Genomic DNA, 24,709 nt, shown 5'->3' with positions numbered 1-24,709 from the left:
CATGTTCGTATCGATCGTCGCCTGGGATCTCAGCAGGTCCACGGCGACCGTGGAGAGCCTGCGCGACTACCTGCGGGACTACGCCGTCGACGCCTACGCCACGCTCGAGGGGATGCGGCTGAAGGCGTGGTTCTCCAACCCCGACCGCCAGACCTGGGGGGCGGTCTACCTCTGGGACTCCGCCGAGGCCATGGACGGGTTCGCCAGGGTGAGCCGCGTCGTCGAGCTCATCGGCTACCCGCCCACGTCGGTGAGCGTCTTCCGGCTCGAAGCCATCGCCGAAGGCATCAGTGCGTACCCGAGCCTCACAGGGCTCGGCGCCGCGATGGAAGGAGACCACTCGACCGCAGGCTGAGCGGGCCCGCCTGCGGTGAGGTCTCCGGCGGTGAGGTCTCCGGATCGCTCAGGCTCTCGGCCGTGACGGCCGCCGCCAACCGGACCAACCAGTCGAGTTCGGCGTCAGGATCGGCCGGGCTGTTGTCGGGGATCGCCTGTCCGCGCGTGTCCGGCCGCTCGCCGAGCCTGCTGCGGCGCAGGGCGGAGGTGATCAGAGCGGCCTCGACGGCGATCGTGCGCGCGTCGTCGGACAGGCCCGTGGCCCGCGCCCGTCGCGTTTCGGCGATACGCGGGTCGAAATAGGGGAGGAGCCGGAGGCGGCCGTCCCAGATCTCGACGATCCGCCGGTACAGGGCCTGCTCCGGATTCCGGAGATCGACGTGCCGGGTCCTCGGCGGATCGAGGGCGATGGCCGGGAACGCGTCGTACAGCAGTTTCCAGAGCGGGAAGAGCCTGCGATAGGAGCGATCGAGCGACCACCACCGGGCGAGACGGTCCAGCCCCAGTCGCGGGCCCGCGACAGGCAGCAGGATGCCGGTCACGACGAACAGGATCGCGAGGCGGAACACCATCCCGATCAGGTTGCCGTACAGCCACGGCACCTCCCATCCGAGGAGGTGGGCGGACATGGCGGCGAGCCGTAGCCCCGCATAGGCGATGGTGCAGGTCAGGCCGAGCAGCAGCAGGCGCAGGCCGTTGCGGAGGGAGAAGCCTCTCGCGGCACTCGCGCGGTAGCGCGTGGCGCGCGCGATCTCGGTGACGATCATCGCCAGATACACGGCATAGACGTAGGAGCCGGCCGAGATCACCGGGACCTGCACGGCGGTCTGCTGACTGGCCAGGGCCTCCGCGTAGTTCGACGGGGTCGTCGCGTGCAGGATGCCGATCAGTGCCAGGACGCCGGTCAGCAGCCGCAGACGTACCCGGGTGCTCCGCACGGCCTGCCCGGCCGGATGGACCATGTAGAAGAAGGCGCATTGCCCGGAGGTCGCGGCGAGCAAGGTCAGGCAGTTGGAAAGGGTGCCCGCCGTGTTGAGCGTCGTGTGGCCGTCGATCACCTCGTGGACGGTCCGGTCCTGCAGGCAGATCGACACCGAGAGCGTCAGCAACGCGGCGCACATCCACCGCGTCGACCGGCAGTCGGGTGCGGCGCGCAGGTGGAACAGCTTGATGCCCGCCGCGATCCAGCCGGCGACGGCCAGGCCGATCAAGATGCGTGCGCCATGGCCGGGTCCGGGGCCGGCGGCGGACATCGAAGATCGGCGGCCAAGAGATCACCTGGCGTCTTCATCGCAGGGATTCTCCAGCTTCCATAGCTGATTGACCATTTCGGTGATGGCGGCGCGGCTGCCCTGGGTCAGCTCGGCGCTGCGCAGGGCGATGTGCGTGACACCCGCCTTGCGCATGCCGGCCAGCAGCTCCAGATCCTTGTCGATCTTGGCGGTCTCCGCGTCGTCCAGGAAGTAGGCGACCGGCACCCCGAAGAACGTGGCCAGCGCCGTCAGATGCATGATCGTCGGATTGACCCGCCGGCCGGTGCGCAACTGCCAGATATAGGTATGCGAGATCTGTACGTCCTGGCCCTTGCTGATGGCCTCCGCGACCGCGACGTTGCTGTATTCGGCGTCACCTTGGCGACGGACCGTCTGGAACAACCGGTTCAGCTTGTCGGCCAGCGTCCGGGGAGTCTCATCAACGCTCATCGCCGTGCCGATCCTTACAGCCAGAGTTTAGCGACTTTGCCGTCATCCTACACAGGCGTTGACGGACGGCACCTTCTCCGGCGCCGCCCAAGGTCTTCCGGCCTCCACCTGTTGACCAAAGCGGACCGGAGTCCGTATCGTGGCGCTCATCGAGATAAGCGGACCGCAGTCCGCTAGATGTGAGGAGGTCGATCACGATGGGCAAGCTGCTGCACATCTCCGCCTCGCCACGCGGCGAGGCGTCGGAGTCGTTGCGGATCGCGCGGGTGTTCACGGAGACGTACCAGGAGGCCCACCCCGGTGACGAGGTCGAGCACTGGGACCTCTGGGACGGATCGCTGCCCGGCTTCGCCGTGGGGGCCAGGGCCAAGATGACGGTGTTCGCCGGCGACGAGCCGCGGGGAGCCGAGGCCGAGGCGTGGGCCGCCGCGCGTGCGACGTTCGAGCGGTTCGACTCCGCGGACCGGCTGCTCTTCAGCGTGCCGATGTGGAACGCGTCGGTGCCGTACGTGCTCAAGCAGTTCATCGACGTCGTCAGCCAGCCCGGCTGGATCTTCACCGTCGACCCCGTGACCGGGTACGGCCACCAGCTGGCGGGACGCGGCAAGCGGGTGGCCGTCATCTACACCAGCGCGGTATGGGGGCCGCCCCTCGGTCCGGAGTTCGGCAGCGACTTCCAGTCGACGTTCTTCGAGGACTGGCTGCGCTGGACCGGCCTGACCGACCTCCAGCAGATCCGATTCCACCCCACCCTCGCCGGCGACTGGGACGAAGCGCGGCGGGCGGCCGACGCGCGCGCCCGGGACGTCGCGAAAGTCTTCTGATGGCTGTTTCCGAGGAGGAGGGGCTGCGGCTCGTCCGGGAGTACGGCGAGACGGAGCGGTGGCTCGCGGTGCTCGTGACACTGCGGCCGGACGGGCAGCCGTCGGTCAGCGTCGTCAACGCCGGGATCCTGCCGCACCCGGCCACCGGGGCGCCCACGCTCGCTCTCGTCGCCCGCGGGGGCACCGCGAAGCTGGCGAATCTGCGCCGGAACCCGCACGCCACGCTCGTCTTCCGGTCCGGATGGGAATGGGTCGCCGCCCACGGGTCCGCCCAGCTCGCCGGCCCTGACGATCCGCTGCCGGGAACCGGCCCCGACAGGCTGCCGGGGCTGCTGCGCGACATCTACCACGCCGCCGGCGGGAACCATTCTGATCTGGCCGAGTACGACCGCGTGATGGCCGCGGAGCGCCGTACCGCCGTACTGCTGCGGCCGGCCCGATTCACCACCAATCCCGTCGGAACCGAACATCAGGAGCACGGATGACAACGGACCCTTCCGCGCCGCCGCCGGTCGCGGCGGGCACCGTCCAGGTCTGGTCGGACCTGCTGTGCCCGTTCGCCTACGTCGGTCTGCTGCGGCTGCGCCGGGCACGTGCGCGGCTCGGTCTGGACGGAATCGTCCGGCTTGAGCACCGGACGTTTCCCTTGGAGCTGTTCAACGGCCCGCATCCCCGCCGCGGCACCGACACCGAGGCCGTCGGGCTGGGGCAGATCGAGCCTGACGCGGAGTTCCGGGTCTGGACCGCCGCCGACGACCTCTATCCCCACACCGTGCTGCTCGCCGCCGAAGCCGTGCACGCCGCGAACGCCCAGAGCCTGGCGGCCGGGGAGGAGCTCGACCTCGCGTTGCGACGGGCGTTCTGGACCCACTCCCGGTCGATCAGCCACCGGCAGGTCATCCTGCAGGTCGCGGGGGAGCTGCCGGCCGGCGTCGTCGACGTGACCGAGCTGGCCGCCGCGCTGGACGACGGCCGGCACCGCGCCGACGTCATGCGCGACTTCGCCATCTCCCGGACCGACACCGTTCCCGGCAGCCCGACGTTCCGCTTCGCGGACGGGACCGCCGTCGACAACCCCGGGGTCCGGGTGCACTGGGAGGGTCCGTGGGCGGCCGGCTTCCCCGTCGTCGACTCCCATGACCCCGGCGTGTACGACGACCTGCTCGAACGGGTCGTACAGGTGTGACCGCCAGGGCCGTGCTGCGGCGGGTCGTCGTCGGCGTGCTCGGGACCAACTGCTGGATCCTGCACGCCCACGGCGACCGCCGCGCGCTGATCGTGGATCCCGGGGACGAGCCAGGTTCCGTCCTGGACGCCGTCGCCGGCCTGGACGTGGTCGCCGTGCTCCTCACCCACGCGCACTTCGATCACGTTCTGGCCGTGCCCGAGGTCGTGGAGGCGCTCGGCGTCCCGGTTCTCGCGCACCCCGCCGACCAGCCCGTATGGCCGCACGAGATCGCGACCGCCCGCCGCACCGGCCACTGGGACGCGGGCACCGCGACGGCCGATCTCCTTGCGCGCGACCCCGCGCGGTTGGCCTTCTCCGCTGATGCCCGGCTGTGGGATGGCGTGTCCGTGCCGATCCTGGACGGCCAGGTCCTGCACGTCGGTCCGCTGGCGGTCCGTGCCCTGCACACCCCCGGGCATACTCCGGGCGGGCTGACGGTGGCAGTGGACGGGCACCTGCTGACCGGGGACACCCTGTTCCCCGGCGGGCCCGGACTCACCGGCCCTCCGCTGTCGGACTTTCCGGTCATCATTCGGTCCGTACGCAGGCTCCTGGCGTATCCGGGCGCGGCCGGCATCCATCCCGGACACGGCCGCAGCACCACCGTGGCCGCCGAGCTCCCGCACCTGGACGAATGGATCGCACGCGGCTGGTGAGCGGTGCCGACCGGCCGTCCGGCACGGGTCGCCGCGTGCACCCGCCGAAACTGCGCCGGCGGAGCTACGCTGCTGTGCCGTGCAGGAGACGCGCCTCGACACCGCCCGGATCCGGGCGGCCCGCCGGGTGATCGACCCGGTCTTCCTCGACACTCCGCTGTACCGCTGCGAGGCGCTGGAGCGCGTCCTCGGATGCGCGGTGAGCGTCAAGCTCGAAACGGCGAACCCGGTGCGCAGCTTCAAGGCGCGCGGCACCGAGGTGGTCGCGAGCCTGCTCGCCGACCGTGGCCCGCGAGCCGTGGTGTGCGCCAGCGCGGGCAACCTCGGCCAAGCCCTCGCCTGGTCCGGTCGCGGCCGGGGGCTCGACGTCACCGTCGTGGCCTCCCGGTTCGCGCCTGCGGCCAAGCTCGACCGCATCCGCGCCTTGGGCGCCAGGCTGGAGCTGGTGGACGGCGACTTCGACATGGCCCGCGAGCGGGCGGCGGACATCGCGCGGTACGGCGGCATCCGGCTGGTCGAGGACAGCCTGGACATCGAGACCTGCGAGGGCGCGGCGACCATCGGCCTGGAACTGGTGGAAACCGTGCCGTCGTTCGACGCCGTCCTGATCGCTCTCGGCGGCGGGGCGCTGGCCACCGGTGTGGGTCATGTGGTGAAGGCTTGCGCGCCCGAAGTCGAGGTGATCTGCGTCCAGCCGCTGGGCGCACCGGCGATGACACACTCGTGGCGCCGACGGCGCGTCGTCACCACCGACTCGACCGACACCATCGCTGACGGCGTCGCCGGCCGGCGTCCCATCCCAGCCGTCCTGGACGACCTCCTCCTGGTCGCCGACGACGCCGTCCTGGTCCAGGAGGCGTCGATCATCGCCGGTATGCGGATGCTCCTCGACCACGCCGGCCTCGTCGTCGAGCCGTCGGCCGCGCTCGGCATCGCGACGATCCTCGAAGACCGTGACCGCTTCGCCGGGCGGCACGTGGTCACCATCGTGTGCGGCAGCAACGTCGACGTGGACGCCTACCACCGCTGGGTCGGCGCGGCTCCCCTCCACAGGTCGTGACGATCGCTCCTCGCCCCCATGCTTTCGGCGCTCCTGATCCGTGTTGCGCTCGTCGAGCCAAGCAGCGCTGAACGTGGTCGATCACCACATCGGGAATGTCGTCCGGGGACGGGGAGGGACGTCACTCTGGAGAGCCGTCAGGGGGAGGCGGGCCGGATGCCGACGAGCTTGGCGAGGAACCTGTCCACCTGGTCCTCCAGCGGCGGCCACGGCATGTCGGGCTGGTTGACGCGCATCGACACCGCGCCGTGGACGGCCGCCCGCAGGTCCAGCGAGACGAGCGCGGGATCGTCCGGCGGGGCCAGCCCGGCGTCCATGCAGCTCCGCACCACGGCGGTGGTGCGCTCGGTCAGCTCCTGCTTGAACGTCATCGACGTGCGCTGGTTGAGGGTGCTCTCGTGCAGCACCTTGTACAGGCCCGGGTGGCGCCGTACCCACTCGCCCAGCGTCAGGACCCGGGCGCGCAGCCGGCCGGCGGGGTCCGGGGCGGTGGCCTCCGCCTCGTCCACGGCGCGTACGAGATCGCCGTGGAAGCGCTCCAGCGCGGCGAGCACGAGGGCGTCGCGGTCGGCGAAGTGGATGTAGACCGAGGTCGTCGCGATGCCGACCTCGCGCGTGACCGCGCGCAGGGACAGCGCCTGGTCGTCGCCCAGCTCGTCCAGCAGCCGGACGGTGACGGTGACGATCTCGTCGCGCAGCCGGTCGCCCTGGCCGCGCGGGTTGCGCCGCCGCCCGCCGCCCCGCCGATCGCCCCGCCCGCCGCTCTGCTCGCCGGGCTGCTCGCCGATCGTGTCCATGACGACCCATTGTAGGGGGACAGGTGTTGGGCTACAGTCGTAGCGCTACAACCGTTCAGTCATCGAGGAGAGTCATGTCGGATGTGAAGGCGCTGGACCCCGTGTTCGCGGAGATGAGCGCGGCCACCTACCGGGCGGTCTGGGACGAGCTCCCGGAGCTGAGCACGAGAGAGAAGATCCTGCTGTCCGTCGTCGCCGACGTGTGCGAACAGACCCTCGGGCTGCCGTTCGAGGAGCATGTGACGACGGCGCCGGAGCACGGCGTGCCCGTGGGCGACCTGCGCGAGCTGCTCCGCTTCATCGCCTACGACAGCGGCTACCCCGCGGCGCACGCGGCGCTGGCCCGGCTGGCCGAGATCGAGCGGGCGCACGGCCTGGACGGCTCCGCGGGGGAGGGGCACCAGGTGAACGCCGACGGCACGGGCAGTCCACTGCCGGCGTCGATGCTGCGGGCGGTCACCGAACTGGACGCGCCCTTCGGCGGGTACATGGCCCTGCAGTCACGCATGCGGGCCGGGATGACGCGGCTCAGCGTGCGGGAGCGCGCGTTCGCGACGATGACCGTGGACGTGCTCTATCAGACGCTCGACGAGAGCTTCCGCGCCCACACGACGCGGGCCCTCGGCGCCGGGGCCGCGCCCGAGGAGGTCCGCGCCGTCGTGCGGTTCTCCGCGCTCTTCGGGCTCACGCGGGCCTGGCGCGGCATGCGCGTGCTGAACGCGCTGCTCACCGAGACAGGCTCGGTCTACGCCTGACCGAGGTGGGCTCTGTCCGCGCCGCGTGGCCTCCTGAGCGTCAGCCGATCTCCGCCTTCCGCACGACCTCCAGGGTGGACCCCAGCTCCGGCTCGGGCACGAAGTGGCCGAAGGTGTCGTTGGCGAAGAACGAGACCCCGGCCACCGACGCGGCGTGCCCGGCCAGCACCTCCCGCTGGTAGACGTACGTCCGCCGGTCGTCCAGGTACGTCCGGTACCAGTACCACGGGTCGACGAAGTCCAGGCCGAGCAGCGGGCGCGGCCCGCCCAGGGCGGCCTTGCTCAGCAGGTTCGGGACGATCTCGGTGCGCTCCACCAGCACGGCGAACGTGCTCACCAGGATCGCGTCGAGGCTCTGGTAGGCGGCGTCGGTCATGCCCCACGCCGCCCGCTCCACCTCGGCCCGCCAGTACGTGTCCATCCAGTACACGAGCCGCCCGCCCATGGCCTCGCGCAGCCGCAGGAAGAACCGCTCGATCCCGGCCGACCGCTCCGGGGTGAGCGGCGGCGCGTTGTCGGGGTGCCAGAACCCGACCAGCCCGAACTGGTTGCCGAGCATGACGCCGTCCAGGCCGAAGTCGTCCGCGAACGCGGCCGTCTGGGCGGTGACGAAGTCCCCGGCGGGCAGCCCGGCCGGGATGCCGCCGGGGAAGGCGGCGTACCGGCGGGCGTCGGCGGTCAGCGGGGCGGTCACGTCGATCACGCCGGGCACCAGGTGCCCGCCGGCGTCGGCGGCGCTCGCCGCCACCTCGGGATGCAGGACCGTCTTCCACTCGCTGCGGCAGAACTCCGGCCCCGGCTCCAGGTACTCCAGCAGGCTGACCCGCAGCCCCCGCCGCTCCGCCTCCGCCCGCACGGCCGCGTAGATCCCGGCCAGCGTCGCGTAGTCCATCGGCTGCTCGGACAGGGTGAACATCGGCCCGGCCGAGTACGGGTTGGCCGAGCGCTCACCGCCGTCGCGCACCCGGGCCAGCCAGTCACGGTTGTGCTTCCTGACCATCGCGGCGGGCCCGCCGGGACCCAGCGCGAAGCAGTTGTAGCGGGCCCAGTCGAAGCCGTCGCCCCACGAGCCGCGTCCCGCGTAGTTGAGGACGTGGTCGCCGTTGCCGGCGCAGAACACGATCGTGACGGGCCGGTCGACGAGCCAGCCGGCGTGGTGGTCGAAGAACGCCGCCACGCCGGGGGCGGGGTCGCGCAGATCGTCGAAGATCTTGGGCGTGATCCACAGGCACGCCTCCTTGAACGTCATGGTGTCCTTCGTCGTGTTCGTCGTGTTCGTCGTGTTCGTCGGGGGATGGACATACGCCTCTGTCAACGGGCGGCCGTGAACGCCTTGTCCATGCGGCCGAGCACGCCCGGCACGTCCACCGTCCCGTTGAACAGCTCCTGGATCGAGGTCAGGTGCTCCTGCTGGACCTTCGGGCCCGGCCACGCCTGGTCGGGGTAGAGCGTGGACTTCTTCGCCGCGACGGCGTCCAGCACCGGCTGCTGCAGCGCGTCGGCCTTGAAGCCGGGGGCCGCCAGGGCGGGGCTGCTGCCGGAGGCGGTCGCGTACACGGCCTGGCCCTCCGGGGAGGCGAGGAACTGCACGAACTTGCGGGCCAGCTCCGGGTTCGCGGCCTTGGCGTTGACGCCGTACACGATGCCGACCGACACCGGCACGTACGTGCCCTCGGCGCTGTCGGTGGCGGGGAACGGCGTCATCGAGAACGTCGTCCCCTTGGGTGCGTACTCCAGCGCCGACTGCACGGCCGACAGCACGTGGACCACGCCGAGGGCCTTGCCCTGGCCGAACATCTGCATCTGCTCGTCGTAGCCGACGCCGTTGGGGCTGTCGTTGAAGCAGCCCTCGTCGCGCATCTTCAGGTACTTCTCCAGCGCCTGCTTCCACTCCGAGGCGGCGAAGGTGGCCTTGCCCTCCTTCTGCTGCTGGGTGAAGGAGGGGTTCGGGCCGTAGACGAGCGAGGCGGTCAGCGCGTACGGCACGAGCTGGGTCACCCAGGCGGACTTCAGGCCCAGCGCGAACGGCACGACGCCCTTGGCCTTGGCCTCCTTGCAGAACGTCAGGACCTCCGGCCACGTGGTCGGCTTGGCCAGGCCACTGGCCTGGAGCGCCTGGTCGTTCCAGACCGCGCCGATGGCGCCGATCGTGACGGGGACGGCGACCACCTTGCCGGCCGGGTCGGTGGTGACGGCCTTGAGGTCGGTGCTCATGCCGCCCGCCCACCCCTCGCCGGACAGGTCCATCAGCATGCCGTCCTTGCCGAGGTCGCGCACGGCCATGGTGTTGCCGCCGCCGGGCCACATGCGGAAGACGTCGGGCGCGGTCCCCGAGGCGAGCTGGGTGCGGACCTGCTGCTGGTAGGAGGCGTCGTCCTCGGTGAAGGTGGCCTTCACGGTGACGCCGGGGTTGGCCTTCTCGAACGCCGCGATCGCGGCCTTGGCCGGGCCCTGGCCGGCGGCGGCGAGCGTCAGCACCTGGCCGGGCGAGGCGGCGGTGGTGGAGCCGCCGCCCGAGGTGGAGCAGGCGGCGGCCGCGAGCGCGAGGCAGCAGGCGGCCGTGATGGTGGTGAACGACTTCATGACAGACTCCGGGGTCGGTGACGGGGGTGGGGAGCGCTAGCCTTTGAGGCCGCCGGCGAAGCCCTTGATAATGTGCTTCTGCAGCGCGAAGTAGACGACCAGGATCGGGACGACACTGATCACCAGGCCGGCGAAGATGAGGGGCCACTGGGAGACGTACTGGCTGACGAAGCCGTAGATCGCCACGGGGGCCGTGGTGTTGTCGCTGCCGCCCAGGTAGAGCAGCGGCGTGAAGAACTCGTTCCAGATGCCCACGGCGTTGAGGATCACCACGGTGCCGGTCACCGGCCGCAGCAGCGGGAAGACGACGGTGACGAACGAGCGCACCGGGCCGCAGCCGTCGAGCAGCGCCGCCTCCTCGTAGTCGAGCGGCAGCTCGCGCAGGAACATCGTGTAGAGGAAGACCGAGAACGGCATCTGCTGCCCGACGTTGATCAGGATGACCGCCCACAGCGTGCCGAGCAGGCCCATGTCGCGCATGGTCGCGTACAGCGGGAGCAGGGCGAGCTGGCCGGGGACGAGCAGGCCGCCGATGACGAAGGAGAAGGTGTAGCGCGACCAGCCGCGGGTCACGCGGGCCAGCGGGTAGGCGGCCGCCGCCGCGAAGGCGATGATCAGCACCACGCTGACGATCGTGATGACGAAGCTGTTGCCCAGCGCCGCGCCCAGGCTTGCCTCGTTCCACGCCCGCGCGTAGTTGTCGAGGGTGGGCGGCCAGGCGAAGGCCAGCGCGCTGGTCTGGCTGTCCTGCGGCTTCAGCGAGACGTTGAGCAGCCCGGCCAGCGGGACGAGGAACAGCAGCGCGAGCAGGATCAGCGTCGCCTCGCGGGTGAGGGTCCGCCAGGTGTAGCGGGCGTGCATCAGGAGCTCCTCCTCTGCGTCAGGCGGAACTGGACGCCGGCCAGCACCGCGATGACCACGGTCATGACGACGGCCAGCGCGATCGAGAACGGGAAGTCGCCCAGGGAGAAGGCGCTCTTGTAGATCGCCGTGGAGATCGTCTCGGTGGCGGTGCCGGGGCCGCCGCCGGTCATGGCCATCACCTGGTCGAACTGCTTCAGCCCGCCGATCAGGCAGAGCATCACGTTGATGACGACGGCGCCGTTGAGCAGGGGCAGCACCACGCGGCGGAACTTGCTCCACGCGCCCGCCCCGTCGATCGTGGCGGCCTCCAGCACCTCCGCCGGGATCGCCTGCAACCCCGCCAGGTAGATGACCATCGAGTACCCGGCGAACTGCCAGACGATCTCGGCCACGACCGCGTACAGCGCCGTGTCCGGATCGCCCAGCCAGTCATGCCTCAGTGAGCCCAGGCCGACGGCCTCCAGCGCGTCGTTGACCGCGCCGTCGGGCGAGAGCAGGAAGCTCCACACGTAGCCCGCGACCAGCGGCGTGAGCACCACGGGCGCGAAGAAGACGACGCGCAGCACGTAACGGCTCTTGACCATGCTGTTCACGCCGAGCGCCAGCAGCAGCCCGGCGACGTTCTGCGCCACGGTGGCCGCGGCGGCCAGCAGGAGGGTGTTGACCAGGGCGTCGCGGGCGGTCCGGTCGGCGAAGACCTCGGCGTAGTTGCCCAGGCCGACGAACGACCAGTCGGGGCGCAGCCCGTTCCAGTCGGTGAAGGAGAACAGGGCCCCGTTGGCGCTGGGCACGACGACGATGAAAAGGTAGACCGAGATGGCCGGGACCACGAACCACCACGGGGCGCGCACGCCCACCCTGCGACGGGCCCTTCCGGGAGGCGCCTGCGCGGCGGGTTCGCGTGCTCCGGGCTCCCGCCCTCCGGGCGGTGACGTCGTCGCATGCGGCACGGCCACGTGTGACTCCTCTCGCAGATGGGTGCCGGGGCTCGATGAGCCACGGGGGATGGATCATGACGGGCGCCCCTCGCGACGCCTGGGCGGCCGGGTCCGGGGGAACCGGCTCGCGTGAACGAGTCGTGAATCGATTCACGAGCGTTTCGGGCAGATTACGCGCCGTCCTCGAACCATGTCAACGGTCCGGCCGCCGGCTTCGTGAATCCATTCACGGATGCGCTAGGCTGACGGCGATCCGACCCCGCACGACAGTGAGGAGCCCGATGACCTCCCCACCGGCGCCACGGCGATCGAAGGTCGTGAGCTCCGCCCCCACCGTGGGTGACGTGGCGGCCCGCGCGGGGGTCTCCCGGGCGACGGTCTCCTACACCTTCACCCAGCCTGACCGGGTCTCGCCGGACCTGCGGCGCCGCGTGCTCGCCGCCGCCGACGAGCTCGGCTACGTCGGCAACGACGCGGCGCGGCGGCTGCGCGTCGGCCACAGCCTCGCACTCGGGCTGCTGGTCTCCAGCGCGGGCAACCCCGTCTACGCGGAGATCGCGGCGGGCGCCGAGGCCGAGGCCGCCGCGCACGGCCGTTTCATCCTCGTCGCCAACAGCGACGAGAACCTCGAACGCGAGCGCGCCTACATCAACTTCTTCGAGTCCCAGCAGGTGAGCGGCATCGTCGCCGCGCCGGTCGCGGACGTGCCCGCCGAGCTGCTCGGGCTGAGCAGGCGGGGGACGCCGTTCGTCCTCGTCGGTGTCGCGCCGGGCCCGCACAGCTACCCGGCGATCTCCGGCGACAACGAGCGGGGCGGCTACCTCGCCGCCTCCCACCTGCTCGCCCAGGGCAGGAGGCGGCTGCTGTTCGCGGGGGGCGCCCATCCCCACATCGACCTGCGGCTGGCCGGGGTGAGGCGGGCGATCGCCGAGTCCGCGGAGCCGGCCTCGCTGGAGATCGTCCGCGTGCGGGTGCAGACCGCGCAGGTCGGGGAGGAGGTCGCGCGGACACTGCTCGAACGCCCGGAGGCCGACTTCCCCGACGGGATCGTCGCGGGCAACGACCTGCTCGCCCTCGGCCTCCTGCACGGGCTGATCGTGGCCGGGGTCCGGGTGCCGCAGGACGTGTCGCTCGTGGGGTACGACGACATAGAGTTCGCCGATTTCGCGATCGTGCCGCTCACCAGCGTCAGGCACCCGTCGGCGGCGCTCGGGGCGAGCGCCGTCCGCATCCTGCTCGGTATCGAGGATGAGCAGGACATGCAGGGACGTTTCGAGCCGGAGCTCGTGATCCGCTCGACCTCCCTGCCCATCGCCGGCTCCGCCCCCGCGTAGCCCGCCCGCCCCTCGCGTAGCCCGCGCCTCACCCTGGCCGCCGGGCGCGCGTGCGGGAGCGTTGACATCGCTGAGATCTCGCCACTACGCTCGCCCGCACACCTCGCCGTGAATCGATTCACGAAGACCGGTCACCGGGCGAGACGGCCCTTCCTGGAGGCACGATCATGAGATCGACACGACATGGCGACGGCCCGGGGGCCCGTGGCGCGCGGCGCGTCACCGCCGTGGCCGTCACCGCCGCGCTGGCGCTCACACCGGCGGCCCAGGCGGCCGCGGCGACGACGCCGGGAACCGGCGTGACGGCCACGGCGGCCGCACAGGCCCCGAGCGGCCCGCTGCCCGAGGTCGCCAACCTCGACCCGGGCACGATCGACCTGGCCGACTTCACCGGCCTGGAGCAGCAGATCGCGCCCTACCTCGCCAACCTGGCCCGGCTGGCCAACAGCGTCAACGACGACAGCGCCACGAACTACGGTTTCATCACCTGCGGCTGCTGGCGCGCCGGTCAGGGACCGGACGACGCGCGCGTCATGGAGAACGTCCTCACGCTCGCCTACTTCTACACCGCCGACCGCCCGTGGAACCCGTACCGTCGCGACGAGGCCCTGCGCCGGCGGCTGGAGGCGGCGCTGCGGTTCACGCTCGGCACCCAGAACGCCGACGGGTCGTTCCCCCAGGGCGGCGGCGACGTCCACTCGCGCGCCGCGACGGGCTTCGCGCTCGAACTCTACGCGATCATGCTGGAGCTGCTCGACGCCGACGGCACGGTCGACCCTGCGCTGGTCTCGTCCCTGACCGCGGCCATGAAGCGGGCGGCCACCTGGTTCCTGGAGGACCAGGAGGTGTGGGGGCCGCGCGGCTCGCAGTTCGCCAACCAGGTCGCGGGCGGCCTGGTCGGCATCTCGCGGCTGCTGCGCCGCCTCGACGACCCGGCGTTGCGCGCCCGCTTCGAGCAGCGCCTGGCCGACCACGAGAAGATCTCGCAGAGCGAGGCCGGCTTCTTCCGGGACGGCACGGTCGCCCACCGCTACAGCCTGGAGGTGGAGACCGAGGACCTCGCGGGCTGGGCCGACCCCGCGACCCGGCCGGTGATCGACCGGATGCAGAGCCGCTACCTGGACTGGGCGCAGTACAACCTGCTCTACGACAAGCAGCTCGACGGTTACTTCATCAACACCGCCGTCGACTCCCGCCACCGCGGCTGGAACTACGCGGCCGAGCTGCCCATCGGCTCCAACGACCTCTGGGGCCGGACCATCCCGCAGGCCCGCGCCTACGCGGCCACCCGGGAGGAGGTCGCCGAGCGTCGCGCCGCCTTCGTCAAGGGCGGCTGGCAGGCCTCGGTCGCGCCGCTGGTCGCGCCGGCCTGGGCCTACCTGGACCCCGCCGTCATCCGCGACGTGGCGCTGCGGGACGAGTACTACCCGGCCGAGGCCGAGCGCGAGGCGGCGGTCGGCACGCTGCGGCCCTACGCCGGAGCCCCGTACACCGAGGTCCGCGCGGACTCGGCCACCGGCCAGCGCTTCGTCTTCGCCAAGCGTCCCGCCTACGTCGCCGGCATGGGCTTCGGCAAGCACGTCAACACCCAGTACGGCTTCTGGGACAACCAGCGCTTCGGGCTCAGCTACCTGTACGACCCGAAGCTCGGCGTGGTCATCCAGGGCCAGAACGCCCCCCAGGTCGGCGCCCCGCGCACCCGCCCGGCCGAGGCGGAGCTGTCCTGGGGCACCGGCTGGGCGGCGGCCGACGGCTTCCACGTCGACGCCTACGACCAGCCGGTCCCCGAGTTCTTCCGCGACGGCTCGCCCGTCGCCCCCGCGACCGTGGCCGACCTCGACGCCCTGGAGATCCGCTACCGGGCGGCGGGCGCCCCGGTGACCAAGTCCGTCACCCTCGGCGACACCCTCAAGGTGCGGGTCGAGGGCACGGGCGACTTCTTCGAGCGCATCCCGCTCGTCCTCGGCGAGGACGACACGCTCCAGTGGATCGGCGGCCCCGCCGGCTCCCGCGAGGTGAAGGTGGGCACCCGGGCGGACGCGGAGGGCGTCTCAGGAGTGGTCGTCAACCGTGGCGGGCGCAGCCTGGAGATCCGCTGGACCGGCGCCGGCTCGGCGACCCTGTGGCCGTCGTCCTTCCCGGTGGCGGGCGGCGGGCGCGCCCTCCAGGTCCTCGACGTCAAGGCCACGGGCCGGCTCGGCTACGACGTCCGGGTCGTGGACGACGCCTGCCCCGGCTCCGACGAGCGGTCGCACGTGTTCATCGGCGACCGCGACACCGGCGTCGTCAACGCCGGCGACGGCTCCGGCTGCACGGTCGCCGACCTCCTGCGGGCCGGCGAGCGGTGGGAGAGCCACGGCGCCTTCGTCGCCCACGTCACGAGGACGACCGCCCGGCTGGTCCGCGAGCGCGTGCTCGGCGCGCGCGACGCGGCGCGCCTGGTCGCCGAGGCGGCGCGCTCCCACGTCGGCCAGGACCTCGTCACCGCCACGCTCGACGCGGCGACCGGCGTGGCCGGGCGGGAGCTGACGGTGCGGATCACCGGACGCGACATCGCCAGGGTCACCGTCTCGGGGCCGTGCCTCACCGGCGCCGCCACGGCCGAGGGCCCCGGAGAGCTGAAGGTGACCGTACGGGAGACGGCGTTGCCCGGGCCGTGCCCGTTGACGGCCGAGTCCGTGCGGACCGGCGGGACGACCGAGATCGACGCCCTCGACCTGCGGATCGTGCCGGACGCCGAGGGCGTCGTCTTCCGCGACGGCTTCTCCTCGGCGCAGGCCACGTCCGAGGCGTGGACCGCCGTGGACGGCTCCTGGACGGTCGCCGACGGCGTGTACCGCCAGCGGGACACGACGCGGACCGGCTGGAAGTCGGTCGTCGACGACCTGCGGATCGCCGACGGCTTCGCCGAGGCCGACCTCACCTTCCGGACGTCAGCCACGTCCACGGCCTTCGCCGGCCTCCAGGTGCGGACGGCCGAGCCGGGCGACGCCTACACCCGGTCCGGGTACATGGTCTACCTGCGGCCCGACGGCTCGGTCGACGTCTTCCGCGCCGGCACGGGCGTCATCGCGAGCGGCTCGGGCGCTGCGGTCACCGGGACGGCGCGGCTCCGCGTCGAGCTGCGCGGCGCGGAGATCCGCGTCTTCGTCGGCGCCGAGCCGACGCCGCGGGTCGCCGTCACCGATCCGGACCCGATCACCGGGTCCGGCTCCGTCCAGCTCGTGACGGGCCGCGCGGCCGTCGACTTCGACAACGTCCGCGTGGCGTCCGCCCTCACGACCTCGGGGGAGCCGGCCCGCCAAGGGTCCTGACCCGGGCGGCGTGTCTTACGAGTGCGGGGTGAAACCCATGGACGCGTAGAGGCGCCGGGCCCTGACGTTGGCCTCCGTCACCGCCAGTGACAACAGCGGATAGCCCTGCTCCCCGAGCGCGTGCATCGCCGCTTCGATCAGCCGCCGGCCCAGCCCCTCGCCGGCATGTGACGGCGCGGTGAAGACGTACGCCAGCAGCGGCACCTGTTGCCACTCCGTCACCAGCGCGGCGGCCACGGGCCGGGCCCCGTCGTCCGCGACGAAGGACGCCGTGGGCAGGAAGATCCCGTGCTCGCCGGTGAGAGTCAGACGGATCTCCTCGGTCGCCGCCGCGACACTGCCCCCGGCGTCCTCCTCGTCGGGCGTCCCCCGGTACGCCTCCCACATCAGCCGCCCCAAGGCGGGTATGTCGGCCTCTCCCGGATGCCGGAAGTCGTGAGCCGGCACGGCCTGCGGCAATCGCACGTCGAGCCGGAACCGCATCGGAGCGACAGGAGGATCGGTCATACGGTAACTCGCCTTCGTCGACCCGCCGGGCCGGATGCCCCCGGGAAGGAGAACTGTAGCCGGGCCGGCGGCGCGGGTCAGAAGGGGACGCCGCAGCTCAGGATCACGTTGGCGTACGGGTGGGCCTCGCCTGTGCGGACGACCAGCTCACAGGCCCGGCCCAGCTCCTTGAGCCGCTCGTGGGCCACGTACGCCAGGCCGGGAAGCCGTTCGCGCAGGAGGGCGTCGCACGCGCGGTTGGCCTCGCGCACCTCCTCGGCGGCCGTGGCGCCCTCCACGACGATCTCGGCGAGCAGGCCGTCCAGCACGGTGCCGAACGCCGGGACGCCGGGCAGGAAGGCCAGGTCCACGATCTCGGCGCCGCGCCGCAGCGGCATGCCGCTGTCGCAGACCAGCACCCGGTCGGTGTGCCCGAGCCGCGCGAGGGCCCCCGCCAGGGCGCCGTTCAGGATGCCGCCGCGCCTCACGGGGCGCTCCGCTCTCTCCGCATGGAGCCGACCGTACGCGGCCGGACCGGGGCGCCGGGGGAGCGACACCCGGACGAATAGTACATTTGTCCATGTACTGGTGTACTACTCCGGGAGAGCGCCGATGATGTACCTGTTCCTCGCCCTGGCGATCGGGGCCGAGGTGCTGGGGACGACCCTGCTCAAGAGCACCGAGGGGTTCACCCGGCTGTGGCCGACGCTGGCCTGCCTGGCCTGTTACGGCGCGGCGTTCCTGCTGCTCGCCCGGGCCCTGGAGCGGGGCATGCAGGTGGGCGTCGCCTACGCCATCTGGGCCGGGCTGGGCACGACGCTGATCGTCGTCATCGGGATGCTGTTCCTGGGCGAGCCGCTCACCGCGGCGAAGGTCGCGGGCGTGGCCCTGGTCGTGGCGGGAGTGGTCACGCTCAACCTCGCGGGCGCGCATTGACCGCGCGGCGCGACCCGGTGGAGCGCCGGCGCCGCATGGTCCAGGCCGCCTGCGAGCTGATCCCCGAGGTGGGCGTGAACGGCCTGACGCACCGGCTCGTCGCCGCGCGGGCCGGCGTCCCGCTGGGGGCGACCACGTACTACTTCGCCTCCCTCGGCGACCTGGTCGCCGCCGCGCTCGCGCACGCCGCCGAGGCCACCGAGGAGTGGCTGCGTGTCTGGGGCGAGGAGTTGCGGAGCAGCGCGGACGTGCCCGCCACCCTCGCCGCGCTGACGGCCGCCTACCTGCGTGAGCGCGACCGGATGGTGATCTGGAACGAGCTCTACGCCGCGGCCGCGCACCGGCCCGAGCTGCGGCCGCTGGCCCGGCTGTGGATCGACGGTCTGACCGCCGTCCTGGCCGGGCGCGCGGACGCGCGGGCGGCGCGGGCCGCCGCGATGTTCGTCGACGGGGCCCTCCTGCACTGCCTCATCGACGACGAGCCCCTCGACGCCGGCTGGCTGGAGCGGTCGCTGGCCGCCCTGCTGGGCATGGGCCCCGGCTGACGGCCGCCCCGGCCGGGACCCGGCTCACCCGCCTCAGGGCCGGGGCAGCACGAGACGGACCGGGCCGAAGAGACCCGTGACGCGCTGGCCGGGGAAGACGAAATGGGTGGGGCTCACCGCGTCGAGGTGCGGGGCGAGCGTGCCGTACACCTCGACCTCCACCGTGTTGTCACCGGGCCGCAGCGCCGCGCCGACGTCGAACCGGTACGGCGAGCAGACCCTGACCCCGCAGGGGCGGCCGTTGACCCGGACCTCGGCCGTGCCGCGCACCCGGCCCAGGTCGAGGACCGCCGAGTCCGGCGACCCCGCGACGGGCACGGTCCGGAGGTAACGGACGCCGCCGCTGTACTCCGGCAGGCCCGTCCGCTCCCAGTCGCCCAGCTCGATCGGCCCCGGCCCGGCGTCGAACTCGATCGGCCCGGTCAGGATCGCCCCGCCGGCGTGCCCGGCCTCGGTCTCCACCCGCAGCGTCGCCACGCGCGGCCCGACCCGGCCGTCGAGGGGCACGGACAGGCACCCTGTGCCGTCCGCCACGGCGTCGCCGTCGACGTGGAGGACGGCCTTGCCGCGCAGCGGCACCCGGAGGGCGGTGGCGCCCGGCGGCACCCCGAACCGCAGCCACTCCACCCGGCCCTCCGTCCCCTCCTCGGCCAGCACGGCGGGGACCACCACGGAAGTGCTGGGAGCCGCCGAGAGCCAGGAGGTGTCCGGCAGCGGGTGGGGGCGGCGGGGGAGGTGCAGCGCGGCCGGGTCCAGGTACTGGGCCCGGCGGACGTGCGCCGGGACCCGGACGCCGTCCCGGACCGCCTCCCAGCCGGGCCCCGACGTGGCGCAGCCGTCCACCAGGACCGGCTCGGAGCCGTCGCCGACCCGGACCGTCACCTCGTTCACGCCCGGCCGCAGCGCCCGCGCGGCGTCGTAGCGGCGCACCCGGGGCTTGCGCATGTCCGCGTACGGGTCGAAGCCGCCCTGCCGGCCCAGCTCGACGCCGTTGACGAGGACCCGGCAGGCCGCCGACGACGCCACCTGGAGCACCGTCCCGCGCGGGGTGAACGTCGCGGTCAGCTCCCCGGGCCCCTCCGGCCCGGCGATCCACTCCGGCCGCAGGTACGCCTCCGGGTCCGTCACCACGGCGAGGTGGGCGCGCAGCGGCGCGCCGTCCTCCTCCGGGTCCAGCCGCAGGTCGAGGACGTACGTGCCGGGGGAGAGCGGGTCGCGGGCCAGGGCCAGGTAACCGCGGTCGTCCAGGGTCACCGGGGTACCGTCGATCCACGCCGCCTTGGCGGCGGGCGCCCCCACGGCCAGGTACGCGTCCCGTGGGCCCGGTACGGTCAGCTCGCACCGGAACCAGGCGGCCTGACCGGCGTCGATGGGGCCGAAGTCCAGGAACTCCTCCGGCACGTGCCCCTTGGGGCCGAGCGTGACCCGGTGGATCGGGTCCTTGCGGATCCCGCGCGACACCGAGAACACCGCGGGCCGCCAGCCGTCCGCACCCACCGGCCCGGCCGGCGAGGAGCCGGCCGACGGGGAGCCGGCCGACGGGGAGGAGGCGGGGGCGACGCGCCAGACGCCGTGCGGGCCGAAGGTGGCGTACGCGGGCCGCCACGCGTCCTCACCGTCGAGGCGGTGCTCCACCTCCCATCGCCGCAGCACCGGCCCGTCGTGACCGAGGTCGCCCCAGGTGTCGTCGAGCGTGGGCACCGGCTCCATCTCCCAGCCGGAGCCCAGGTCCACCTCCAGCGTCCCGGCCGGGGCGCTGGGGGCGGTGGGAGTCACGTCCTGGCCGGTGAACACCAGCAGCGCCGCGGGTCCCGCGTCGAACGGCACCACCACCTCCACGTGCTCCCCGTCCACCTCGTACGGCAGTGCGCGCACGCCGCCCGTGAACGGGTCGACCAGCAGCGGCGTCCCCGTGACGCCCCGCACCCGGACCGGTGTCTCCGTCGCGTACCGGGCGGGGTCGAAGTCGATCGTGGCCGTGTCCCAGCCCTGGTCCGCGCCCCGCGCGTCGGGGCGCTCCACCGCCACGCGGCTGGCCATGGGGAAGGCCGCCTGGAGGAAGACGAGCGTCGCGCCGTCCACCTCCCGCACCAGCGGCGGCGCGGGAGCCTCCACCCGGCGCAGCGGCGACAGCAGCGGCCCCAGCTCGTCGACCGTCAGCGCGAAGCGGACGAGCTCGCGCAGCGGCCCGCCGGGGAGCGTCTCCACGGCCACGACCAGGCCGCCCCGCTCCGCGAACGCGACGAGCGCCCGCTCGGTGTCCGGCTCCAGGACGGCGCAGGCGGGCAGGACGACGGCCGCGTACGACTCCCCGGCCACCTCCAGCCGCGCCCCGCCCCACCCCTGGCCCGGTCCCTGGCCGGAGGCGGAGGCGGAGGCGGGCCGGGCGGTGGCGCGCTGGAGCGAGTCGTCGTCGATGACGTCGGCGTCCAGGCCCAGCCCGTCCAGCACGCCCGGCACCATCCGGAACCACGCCATGTCGCCCACGAGCCGCCGGTACACCTCCTGCGCCCGCTCCGCCTCGGGACCGGCCCCGTCGAGGCGGGTGCCGGCCTGGGCCGTGGCCGTCGGCAGCAGCACCGCCACCTCGCACGCGTGCCGCCCCAGCGACAGCGCCGCGCACAGCCGCGTGACGGCGTCGGCGAAGACGCGGTGGTGCCGCCAGTACGGCTGCCGCCAGTCCGTGGCCGGCGGCGCCCACTCCCACCAGCCGCCCTTGGTCGTGTAGTAGACGGCGTGCGGGTTGTACAGGGTGGCGCCGGCGCGCAGCCACGGCAGCAGCCAGTCGAAGGTCTCCTCCAGCGTGCCGCCCCAGCCGCTGGAGTGGAACGCCTCGATCCACGTGCGGGGCCGCCCGTACAGGTGGGCGAGCGAGGAGTGGATGCGGGCGTCCCCGTGGTGGTCGGAGCCGGGCGCGCCGAACCAGCGGTGCGTGCGCGCGTAGTCCGCGTACAGGCTCACCCCCTCCACGGGGTGCCCGCCGCGGGCCGGGTCCTGCTGGTCGCAGCCGCTGATCAGGCCGTGCCGCTCGTGCCAGGCGGCGAGCGGCCGGAAGAACGCCTCCTCGGCCAGCTCGGCCCGGGTCCGGTGGTAGTCGCGCCGCACGAGACCCGGATCGACGCCGCCGGCACCCTCCGCGTCCCCCGCGCCCTCCGCGCCGTCCTGCCACAGCAGCGGCAGGTACGGCGTGACGTCGTAGCCGCGCCGCCGGGCGAACTCCTCGGCGAAGCCGTCCGACCAGGTCGGGATGGACGGCAGCTCGTCCTGGAAGGAGCCTGCGATCACGCCCCCCAGCCGGTGCCCGAGCCGCCGCTCGAACTCGCCGTGGACCCGGTCGATCAGCGTCGCGCACGCCTCCCGCGACAGGTAGTCGAAGCCGCGGGTCGTCACCGAGCCGTCCGCGGCGAGCCACCGCCCGGCGAAGCGCGGCTCCTCGTCCACCAGCCGCGCCTGGAGGTCCGCGCCGGAGAAGCCGAGCTGGTCGTAGAACCACAGGGAGACGCCCAGCTCCTCGGCGTCGTCGCACACCTGCTCCAGCAGCTCCCACCACGGCTCGGAGAAGAACGGCGGGTCGTCGGCGTCGGAGCCGAACATCGGCCCGGACGGCGCCAGGTTGATGATGACCAGGTTCCACACGCCGCCCTCGGCGAAGCGTTCGAGCTGCCGGCGCAGCCGGTCGCGGCGCAGCGGCTCGCCGCTCCACCACCAGATCGCCGCGGGGGAGTAGGCCCGCGGCGGCTCGGCCAGGATCCGCGCCAGCTCCGGCGGGAGTGACGACGCGAGCGCCTGCGGAGAGGACGGGAGGGGGGACGGCGGGGTCATGACGCCTCCGGAGCGGGTGTGGTGGCCACATCGAGGGAGCGGGTGAGCTGGTCGAGGTCCTGCAGCGCCTCGGGCCCGGCGCCGGCGTCCACGATGACGTGGTCGAACGTCTGGAGTCCGGCCACACGGTACAGCGCGGTCCTGGCCAGCTTGGTGTGGTCGATCAGCAGCACGCTGCGGGTGGCCGAGGCCAGCATGGCGCGCTTGACCGGCACGATGTGCTGCTCCTGGTGGTAGGCGTAGCCGCCGGTCACCGCCGAGGTCGACACGAAGCACAGGTCGGCCTGGAGGGAGGCGATGGCCTCGGTGCATGAGACGCCGAGGAAGGAGTTGTGCAGCACGTCGTAGTCACCGCCGAGCGCGATGAGCCGGATCCCGGGCATGCCGGCGACCAGCTCGATCGTGGTGAGGAAGTTGGTGACGACGGTCAGCGGCGCGAGCGGCTCCAGCCGCCGGGCGAGGGCGAGGCTGGTGGTGGAGTCGTCCAGCATGACGGCCATGCCCGGCTCGACCAGCTCCGCCGCGCGCGCGGCGACGGCGTCCTTCTCGACGCGCATCGAGCGCTCGCGGAAGCCGACGTTGCTCTCGAACACGCTGGACGGCTGCGCGGTCACGCCGCCGCGCAGCTTGCGGACCAGGCCCTGGCGTTCCAGCTCGTTCAGGTCCCGGTGGATCGTCATCACGCTGACCTGGAACAGCTCGGCCAGCTCGGCGGCCGTGATGTCGCCGCGGGCGAGGATCTGCTCGGCGATCGCCTCCTGCCGCCAGGCCGGTCCCCGCCGCGCGCCGCCGGTGTCGTCCGTCATCCCGCGAGCCCGCCCGCGGTGCGGAAGGCGATCAGCGACGGCTGCGGCCTGAGCGGTCGGGTGTCGCGCACGCGCACGCGAGGGCCGGGGCGGTCACGTTCGGCAGGCCGGGTGGAAGGGGGCATGGACGGCTCCGGGGATGTCCCGACAATCGGAGAGGAGATCGCGTGATGGACGCGGCATCAACCCTGACATGTGATAGATCACGGTGTCTAGTGTTAAAAAGTGCGTAGCCATCATCGCGCACGGGGGCCTACGACGAGAGAACACGTGGCCGGAGCCGTGTGTCGTGGCTGTTATTTATCACACGACGTTTGATATATCGCTGGGTCAGGCGGGCTGGTCCCAGATGCTCGGCGCCCCCGGCACCTCGTCCAGGCGCGAGGTCACCGGCCCCTCCAGTGCCGCCAGCGCGCTGTCCAGGTCCTCGGTCGCGATGACCACCTTCACGCCGCCGAAGGCCGTGTAGGCCAGGTCGATGTTGACGTTCGCGCTCGCGAGCTGCCGGGTCAGCTCGCCCAGCGTGCCGGGCCGGTCCTCGATGTTGACCACCAGCACGGACCGCTCGTCGGCGATCCCCATGCCCGCGCCCTCCAGCGTCCGCCGGCAGCGCGCCGCGTCAGGGTCGGCGACCAGCACGTGCACCACGCCCTTGCCCTCGCCCGTGAACGCGGCCAGGCCCTCGATGTTCACGCCGGCCTCGCCGGTGAGCTCCCCCAGGCGGGCCAGCTCCCCCGGCCGATCGCTGAGAATCACGGTGAGGTTGGTCGGCATGACCCTTCAATCTTCGCACCAGGGCATGAAGCAGACCATCAGCGGGGTCCCTCCTCGGCGGCCGCCGCGGCGTAGCGGGCGGCGAGGTCGCGCAGGTGGGCGCGCAGCTCGGGCGGGTGCAGCACGCTGAACGGCACCCCCAGACTGCCCAGGAAGCCGGCCAGGTCGTGGAGCGACTCGCTGCCCGTCTCCAGCAGGCACCCGCTCTCGCCCTCGGCGGGGTCCAGGGTCGTCAGCAGGCCGGCGGCGGGCGGGATCCGGCCGGCCACCGCCTCCACCGGCGCGTGCAACCGCACCCGGGCCGGATGCCTGTACGTAGCCGAGGATCCGCAGCCGCTCCACGTCGTTGCGCACGGTCCGCGTGGTCACGCCCAGCCGCTGCGCCAGCTCCGCCCCGCCCCACGCGCGCCGTGCCTGGAGCAGCGACAGCAGCCGCAGCAGCCGTACCGAGGTGTCCAACATGCCCCGAGTCTGCCAGGCGTTGAGGAACCGCAGCTTCCTCAAGCGTCCGTACCGTTCTGCCCGTACCGCCCTCCCCGGAACTGAAGGAGCCTTCGCATGCTGCGTGGATTCGCCACCGTCAACCTGTTCGCCGACGACCTGGCCGCCACCCTCGACCGGCTGCTCGCCATGGGCGCCGAGGAGCACCAGGGCATCGTGGACCGCGGAGGCAACGGGTTCGTGACGGCGTCCGTGGTGGACCCGTTCGGCAACGTCCTCGGCATCATGACCAACCCCCACTACCTGGAGGTCCTCGCCTCGGCCCGCCCGTCCTGACCCGCCGCTGCGGCGTGCCTCCGGCGCGCCGCCCGGGCCCGGCTTAACCTGCGGGAATGAGGCGGGGAGCAGCGGCGGTCGCCGCGACGGCGGCGGGGAGTTCAGTGCTCACGTCTGAACAACAGTCAAACCTCATATAAACTGGTTTGTCGTCTTATTTGTTTATAATTT

25 protein-coding genes and 1 pseudogene are annotated in these 24,709 nt (G+C 72.7%); 12 read left to right on the top strand and 14 right to left on the bottom strand.

The features are described from left to right. Position 1 precedes the first annotated feature (1 nt). Positions 2-355, top strand: coding sequence for a hypothetical protein (locus ABZS51_RS30385; protein WP_355448016.1), 354 nt, complete (start codon positions 2-4; stop codon positions 353-355). Here the strand turns inward: ABZS51_RS30385 and ABZS51_RS30380 are convergent. After that, on the bottom strand, positions 306-1,547 hold the full coding sequence (locus ABZS51_RS30380) for an MAB_1171c family putative transporter (protein ID WP_355448013.1): 1,242 nt from the start codon (positions 1,545-1,547) through the stop codon (positions 306-308). The genes ABZS51_RS30385 and ABZS51_RS30380 overlap by 50 nt on opposite strands. Positions 1,548-1,610: 63 nt before the next feature. After that, positions 1,611-2,039 (bottom strand): helix-turn-helix domain-containing protein, encoded by a 429-nt coding sequence (locus tag ABZS51_RS30375; RefSeq protein ID WP_355448010.1) that lies wholly within the window; start codon positions 2,037-2,039, stop codon positions 1,611-1,613. Between the two features lie 197 nt (positions 2,040-2,236). Between ABZS51_RS30375 and ABZS51_RS30370 the strand changes: the two genes are divergently transcribed. The 5 genes from ABZS51_RS30370 to ABZS51_RS30350 all read left to right on the top strand — a co-directional run bounded on the left by ABZS51_RS30370 (position 2,237) and on the right by ABZS51_RS30350 (position 5,807). Further along, the gene (locus ABZS51_RS30370; protein WP_355448007.1) at positions 2,237-2,863 is read left to right on the top strand and encodes an NAD(P)H-dependent oxidoreductase; all 627 of its coding nucleotides are present in this window, start codon (positions 2,237-2,239) and stop codon (positions 2,861-2,863) included. Beyond that, positions 2,863-3,348 carry a pyridoxamine 5'-phosphate oxidase family protein gene (locus ABZS51_RS30365; RefSeq protein WP_355448005.1) on the top strand — a complete coding sequence of 162 codons (486 nt, stop codon included), beginning with the start codon at positions 2,863-2,865 and terminating at the stop codon, positions 3,346-3,348. The genes ABZS51_RS30370 and ABZS51_RS30365 overlap by 1 nt, the downstream gene beginning before the upstream one ends. Further along, positions 3,345-4,049, top strand: coding sequence for a DsbA family protein (locus tag ABZS51_RS30360; protein ID WP_355448003.1), 705 nt, complete (start codon positions 3,345-3,347; stop codon positions 4,047-4,049). Before ABZS51_RS30365 ends, ABZS51_RS30360 begins: the two co-directional genes overlap by 4 nt. Next, the gene (locus ABZS51_RS30355; RefSeq protein ID WP_355448000.1) at positions 4,046-4,747 is read left to right on the top strand and encodes an MBL fold metallo-hydrolase; all 702 of its coding nucleotides are present in this window, start codon (positions 4,046-4,048) and stop codon (positions 4,745-4,747) included. The genes ABZS51_RS30360 and ABZS51_RS30355 overlap by 4 nt, the downstream gene beginning before the upstream one ends. A gap of 79 nt (positions 4,748-4,826) precedes the next feature. Continuing rightward, a complete protein-coding gene (locus ABZS51_RS30350) occupies positions 4,827-5,807 on the top strand; it encodes a pyridoxal-phosphate dependent enzyme (protein ID WP_355447997.1) in 981 nt (326 codons plus the stop codon). 137 nt (positions 5,808-5,944) lie between these two features. Here ABZS51_RS30350 and ABZS51_RS30345 read toward each other — a convergent pair whose 3' ends face one another. After that, positions 5,945-6,604: a TetR/AcrR family transcriptional regulator gene (locus ABZS51_RS30345; protein WP_355447994.1), complete on the bottom strand. Its 660-nt coding sequence runs from the start codon at positions 6,602-6,604 to the stop codon at positions 5,945-5,947. Between the two features lie 74 nt (positions 6,605-6,678). Here ABZS51_RS30345 and ABZS51_RS30340 point away from each other — a divergent pair, with 74 nt between their 5' ends. Then, entirely contained in the window at positions 6,679-7,359 is a 681-nt protein-coding gene (locus ABZS51_RS30340; RefSeq protein ID WP_355447991.1) for a carboxymuconolactone decarboxylase family protein, read from the top strand. A gap of 40 nt (positions 7,360-7,399) precedes the next feature. Here the strand turns inward: ABZS51_RS30340 and ABZS51_RS30335 are convergent, their stop codons facing one another. From ABZS51_RS30335 to ABZS51_RS30320, 4 genes are all read right to left on the bottom strand, one after another. Next, a complete protein-coding gene (locus ABZS51_RS30335) occupies positions 7,400-8,608 on the bottom strand; it encodes a hypothetical protein (RefSeq protein WP_355447988.1) in 1,209 nt (402 codons plus the stop codon). A 62-nt stretch (positions 8,609-8,670) separates the two neighbouring features. Continuing rightward, a complete protein-coding gene (locus ABZS51_RS30330) occupies positions 8,671-9,942 on the bottom strand; it encodes an extracellular solute-binding protein (protein WP_310709134.1) in 1,272 nt (423 codons plus the stop codon). Between the two features lie 36 nt (positions 9,943-9,978). Further along, complete coding sequence (locus ABZS51_RS30325) at positions 9,979-10,803, bottom strand: carbohydrate ABC transporter permease (RefSeq protein WP_355447985.1); 825 nt, start codon at positions 10,801-10,803, stop codon at positions 9,979-9,981. Further along, positions 10,803-11,657 (bottom strand): sugar ABC transporter permease, encoded by an 855-nt coding sequence (locus ABZS51_RS30320; protein WP_355447982.1) that lies wholly within the window; start codon positions 11,655-11,657, stop codon positions 10,803-10,805. Before ABZS51_RS30320 ends, ABZS51_RS30325 begins: the two co-directional genes overlap by 1 nt. A 368-nt stretch (positions 11,658-12,025) precedes the next feature. Here ABZS51_RS30320 and ABZS51_RS30315 point away from each other — a divergent pair, with 368 nt between their 5' ends. Together ABZS51_RS30315 and ABZS51_RS30310 are read left to right on the top strand one after the other, a co-directional pair. After that, positions 12,026-13,078, top strand: coding sequence for a LacI family DNA-binding transcriptional regulator (locus tag ABZS51_RS30315; protein WP_355447979.1), 1,053 nt, complete (start codon positions 12,026-12,028; stop codon positions 13,076-13,078). Between the two features lie 167 nt (positions 13,079-13,245). Beyond that, a complete protein-coding gene (locus tag ABZS51_RS30310) occupies positions 13,246-16,392 on the top strand; it encodes a hypothetical protein (protein WP_355447976.1) in 3,147 nt (1,048 codons plus the stop codon). A gap of 15 nt (positions 16,393-16,407) precedes the next feature. Here the strand turns inward: ABZS51_RS30310 and ABZS51_RS30305 are convergent, their stop codons facing one another. Both ABZS51_RS30305 and rbsD read right to left on the bottom strand, forming a co-directional pair. Beyond that, positions 16,408-16,899: a GNAT family N-acetyltransferase gene (locus ABZS51_RS30305; protein ID WP_355447974.1), complete on the bottom strand. Its 492-nt coding sequence runs from the start codon at positions 16,897-16,899 to the stop codon at positions 16,408-16,410. Positions 16,900-16,976: 77 nt separating this feature from the next. Then, complete coding sequence (gene rbsD / locus ABZS51_RS30300) at positions 16,977-17,366, bottom strand: D-ribose pyranase (RefSeq protein ID WP_355447971.1); 390 nt, start codon at positions 17,364-17,366, stop codon at positions 16,977-16,979. 124 nt (positions 17,367-17,490) lie between these two features. Here rbsD and ABZS51_RS30295 point away from each other — a divergent pair, with 124 nt between their 5' ends. Continuing rightward, positions 17,491-17,814 (top strand): SMR family transporter, encoded by a 324-nt coding sequence (locus tag ABZS51_RS30295; RefSeq protein WP_355447968.1) that lies wholly within the window; start codon positions 17,491-17,493, stop codon positions 17,812-17,814. After that, entirely contained in the window at positions 17,811-18,359 is a 549-nt protein-coding gene (locus ABZS51_RS30290) for a TetR family transcriptional regulator (RefSeq protein WP_355447965.1), read from the top strand. Before ABZS51_RS30295 ends, ABZS51_RS30290 begins: the two co-directional genes overlap by 4 nt. 33 nt (positions 18,360-18,392) lie before the next feature. Here ABZS51_RS30290 and ABZS51_RS30285 read toward each other — a convergent pair whose 3' ends face one another. The 5 genes and pseudogenes from ABZS51_RS30285 to ABZS51_RS30265 form a co-directional block, all read right to left on the bottom strand. Next, a complete protein-coding gene (locus tag ABZS51_RS30285) occupies positions 18,393-22,181 on the bottom strand; it encodes a glycosyl hydrolase (RefSeq protein WP_355447962.1) in 3,789 nt (1,262 codons plus the stop codon). Beyond that, positions 22,178-22,987, bottom strand: coding sequence for a DeoR/GlpR family DNA-binding transcription regulator (locus tag ABZS51_RS30280; protein ID WP_310709145.1), 810 nt, complete (start codon positions 22,985-22,987; stop codon positions 22,178-22,180). The genes ABZS51_RS30285 and ABZS51_RS30280 overlap by 4 nt, the downstream gene beginning before the upstream one ends. A 330-nt stretch (positions 22,988-23,317) precedes the next feature. Continuing rightward, a complete protein-coding gene (locus tag ABZS51_RS30275) occupies positions 23,318-23,761 on the bottom strand; it encodes a hypothetical protein (protein WP_310709146.1) in 444 nt (147 codons plus the stop codon). A gap of 38 nt (positions 23,762-23,799) precedes the next feature. Further along, entirely contained in the window at positions 23,800-24,057 is a 258-nt protein-coding gene (locus ABZS51_RS30270; RefSeq protein WP_355447958.1) for a WYL domain-containing protein, read from the bottom strand. Between the two features lie 19 nt (positions 24,058-24,076). Beyond that, positions 24,077-24,223: pseudogene (locus ABZS51_RS30265) on the bottom strand (helix-turn-helix domain-containing protein); the annotation flags it as partial. A 96-nt stretch (positions 24,224-24,319) separates the two neighbouring features. On the opposite strand from ABZS51_RS30265, the gene ABZS51_RS30260 reads away from it, so the two are divergent. Next, the gene (locus ABZS51_RS30260; protein WP_355447955.1) at positions 24,320-24,538 is read left to right on the top strand and encodes a VOC family protein; all 219 of its coding nucleotides are present in this window, start codon (positions 24,320-24,322) and stop codon (positions 24,536-24,538) included. The last annotated feature ends 171 nt before the right edge of the window (positions 24,539-24,709 follow it).

Origin of the sequence: Nonomuraea sp. NPDC005501 (genome assembly GCF_040605905.1) — a bacterium.
GTDB lineage: Bacteria > Actinomycetota > Actinomycetes > Streptosporangiales > Streptosporangiaceae > Nonomuraea.
Note: the sequence above shows the minus strand (reverse complement) of the source record. Positions and strands in the feature narration are given on the sequence as shown.

Excerpts from the sequence above, each read along its gene's own strand:
- ABZS51_RS30385 (WP_355448016.1), top strand. The coding sequence starts at position 2 with ATGTTCGTATCGATCGTCGCCTGGGATCTCAGCAGGTCCACGGCGACC.
- ABZS51_RS30375 (WP_355448010.1), bottom strand. The coding sequence starts at position 2,039 with ATGAGCGTTGATGAGACTCCCCGGACGCTGGCCGACAAGCTGAACCGG.
- ABZS51_RS30370 (WP_355448007.1), top strand. The coding sequence starts at position 2,237 with ATGGGCAAGCTGCTGCACATCTCCGCCTCGCCACGCGGCGAGGCGTCG.
- ABZS51_RS30365 (WP_355448005.1), top strand. The coding sequence starts at position 2,863 with ATGGCTGTTTCCGAGGAGGAGGGGCTGCGGCTCGTCCGGGAGTACGGC.
- ABZS51_RS30360 (WP_355448003.1), top strand. The coding sequence starts at position 3,345 with ATGACAACGGACCCTTCCGCGCCGCCGCCGGTCGCGGCGGGCACCGTC.
- ABZS51_RS30345 (WP_355447994.1), bottom strand. The coding sequence starts at position 6,604 with ATGGACACGATCGGCGAGCAGCCCGGCGAGCAGAGCGGCGGGCGGGGC.
- ABZS51_RS30340 (WP_355447991.1), top strand. The coding sequence starts at position 6,679 with ATGTCGGATGTGAAGGCGCTGGACCCCGTGTTCGCGGAGATGAGCGCG.
- ABZS51_RS30335 (WP_355447988.1), bottom strand. The coding sequence starts at position 8,608 with ATGACGTTCAAGGAGGCGTGCCTGTGGATCACGCCCAAGATCTTCGAC.
- ABZS51_RS30330 (WP_310709134.1), bottom strand. The coding sequence starts at position 9,942 with ATGAAGTCGTTCACCACCATCACGGCCGCCTGCTGCCTCGCGCTCGCG.
- ABZS51_RS30325 (WP_355447985.1), bottom strand. The coding sequence starts at position 10,803 with ATGCACGCCCGCTACACCTGGCGGACCCTCACCCGCGAGGCGACGCTG.
- ABZS51_RS30315 (WP_355447979.1), top strand. The coding sequence starts at position 12,026 with ATGACCTCCCCACCGGCGCCACGGCGATCGAAGGTCGTGAGCTCCGCC.
- ABZS51_RS30310 (WP_355447976.1), top strand. The coding sequence starts at position 13,246 with ATGAGATCGACACGACATGGCGACGGCCCGGGGGCCCGTGGCGCGCGG.
- ABZS51_RS30305 (WP_355447974.1), bottom strand. The coding sequence starts at position 16,899 with ATGACCGATCCTCCTGTCGCTCCGATGCGGTTCCGGCTCGACGTGCGA.
- ABZS51_RS30295 (WP_355447968.1), top strand. The coding sequence starts at position 17,491 with ATGATGTACCTGTTCCTCGCCCTGGCGATCGGGGCCGAGGTGCTGGGG.
- ABZS51_RS30285 (WP_355447962.1), bottom strand. The coding sequence starts at position 22,181 with ATGACCCCGCCGTCCCCCCTCCCGTCCTCTCCGCAGGCGCTCGCGTCG.
- ABZS51_RS30280 (WP_310709145.1), bottom strand. The coding sequence starts at position 22,987 with ATGACGGACGACACCGGCGGCGCGCGGCGGGGACCGGCCTGGCGGCAG.
- ABZS51_RS30275 (WP_310709146.1), bottom strand. The coding sequence starts at position 23,761 with ATGCCGACCAACCTCACCGTGATTCTCAGCGATCGGCCGGGGGAGCTG.
- ABZS51_RS30260 (WP_355447955.1), top strand. The coding sequence starts at position 24,320 with ATGCTGCGTGGATTCGCCACCGTCAACCTGTTCGCCGACGACCTGGCC.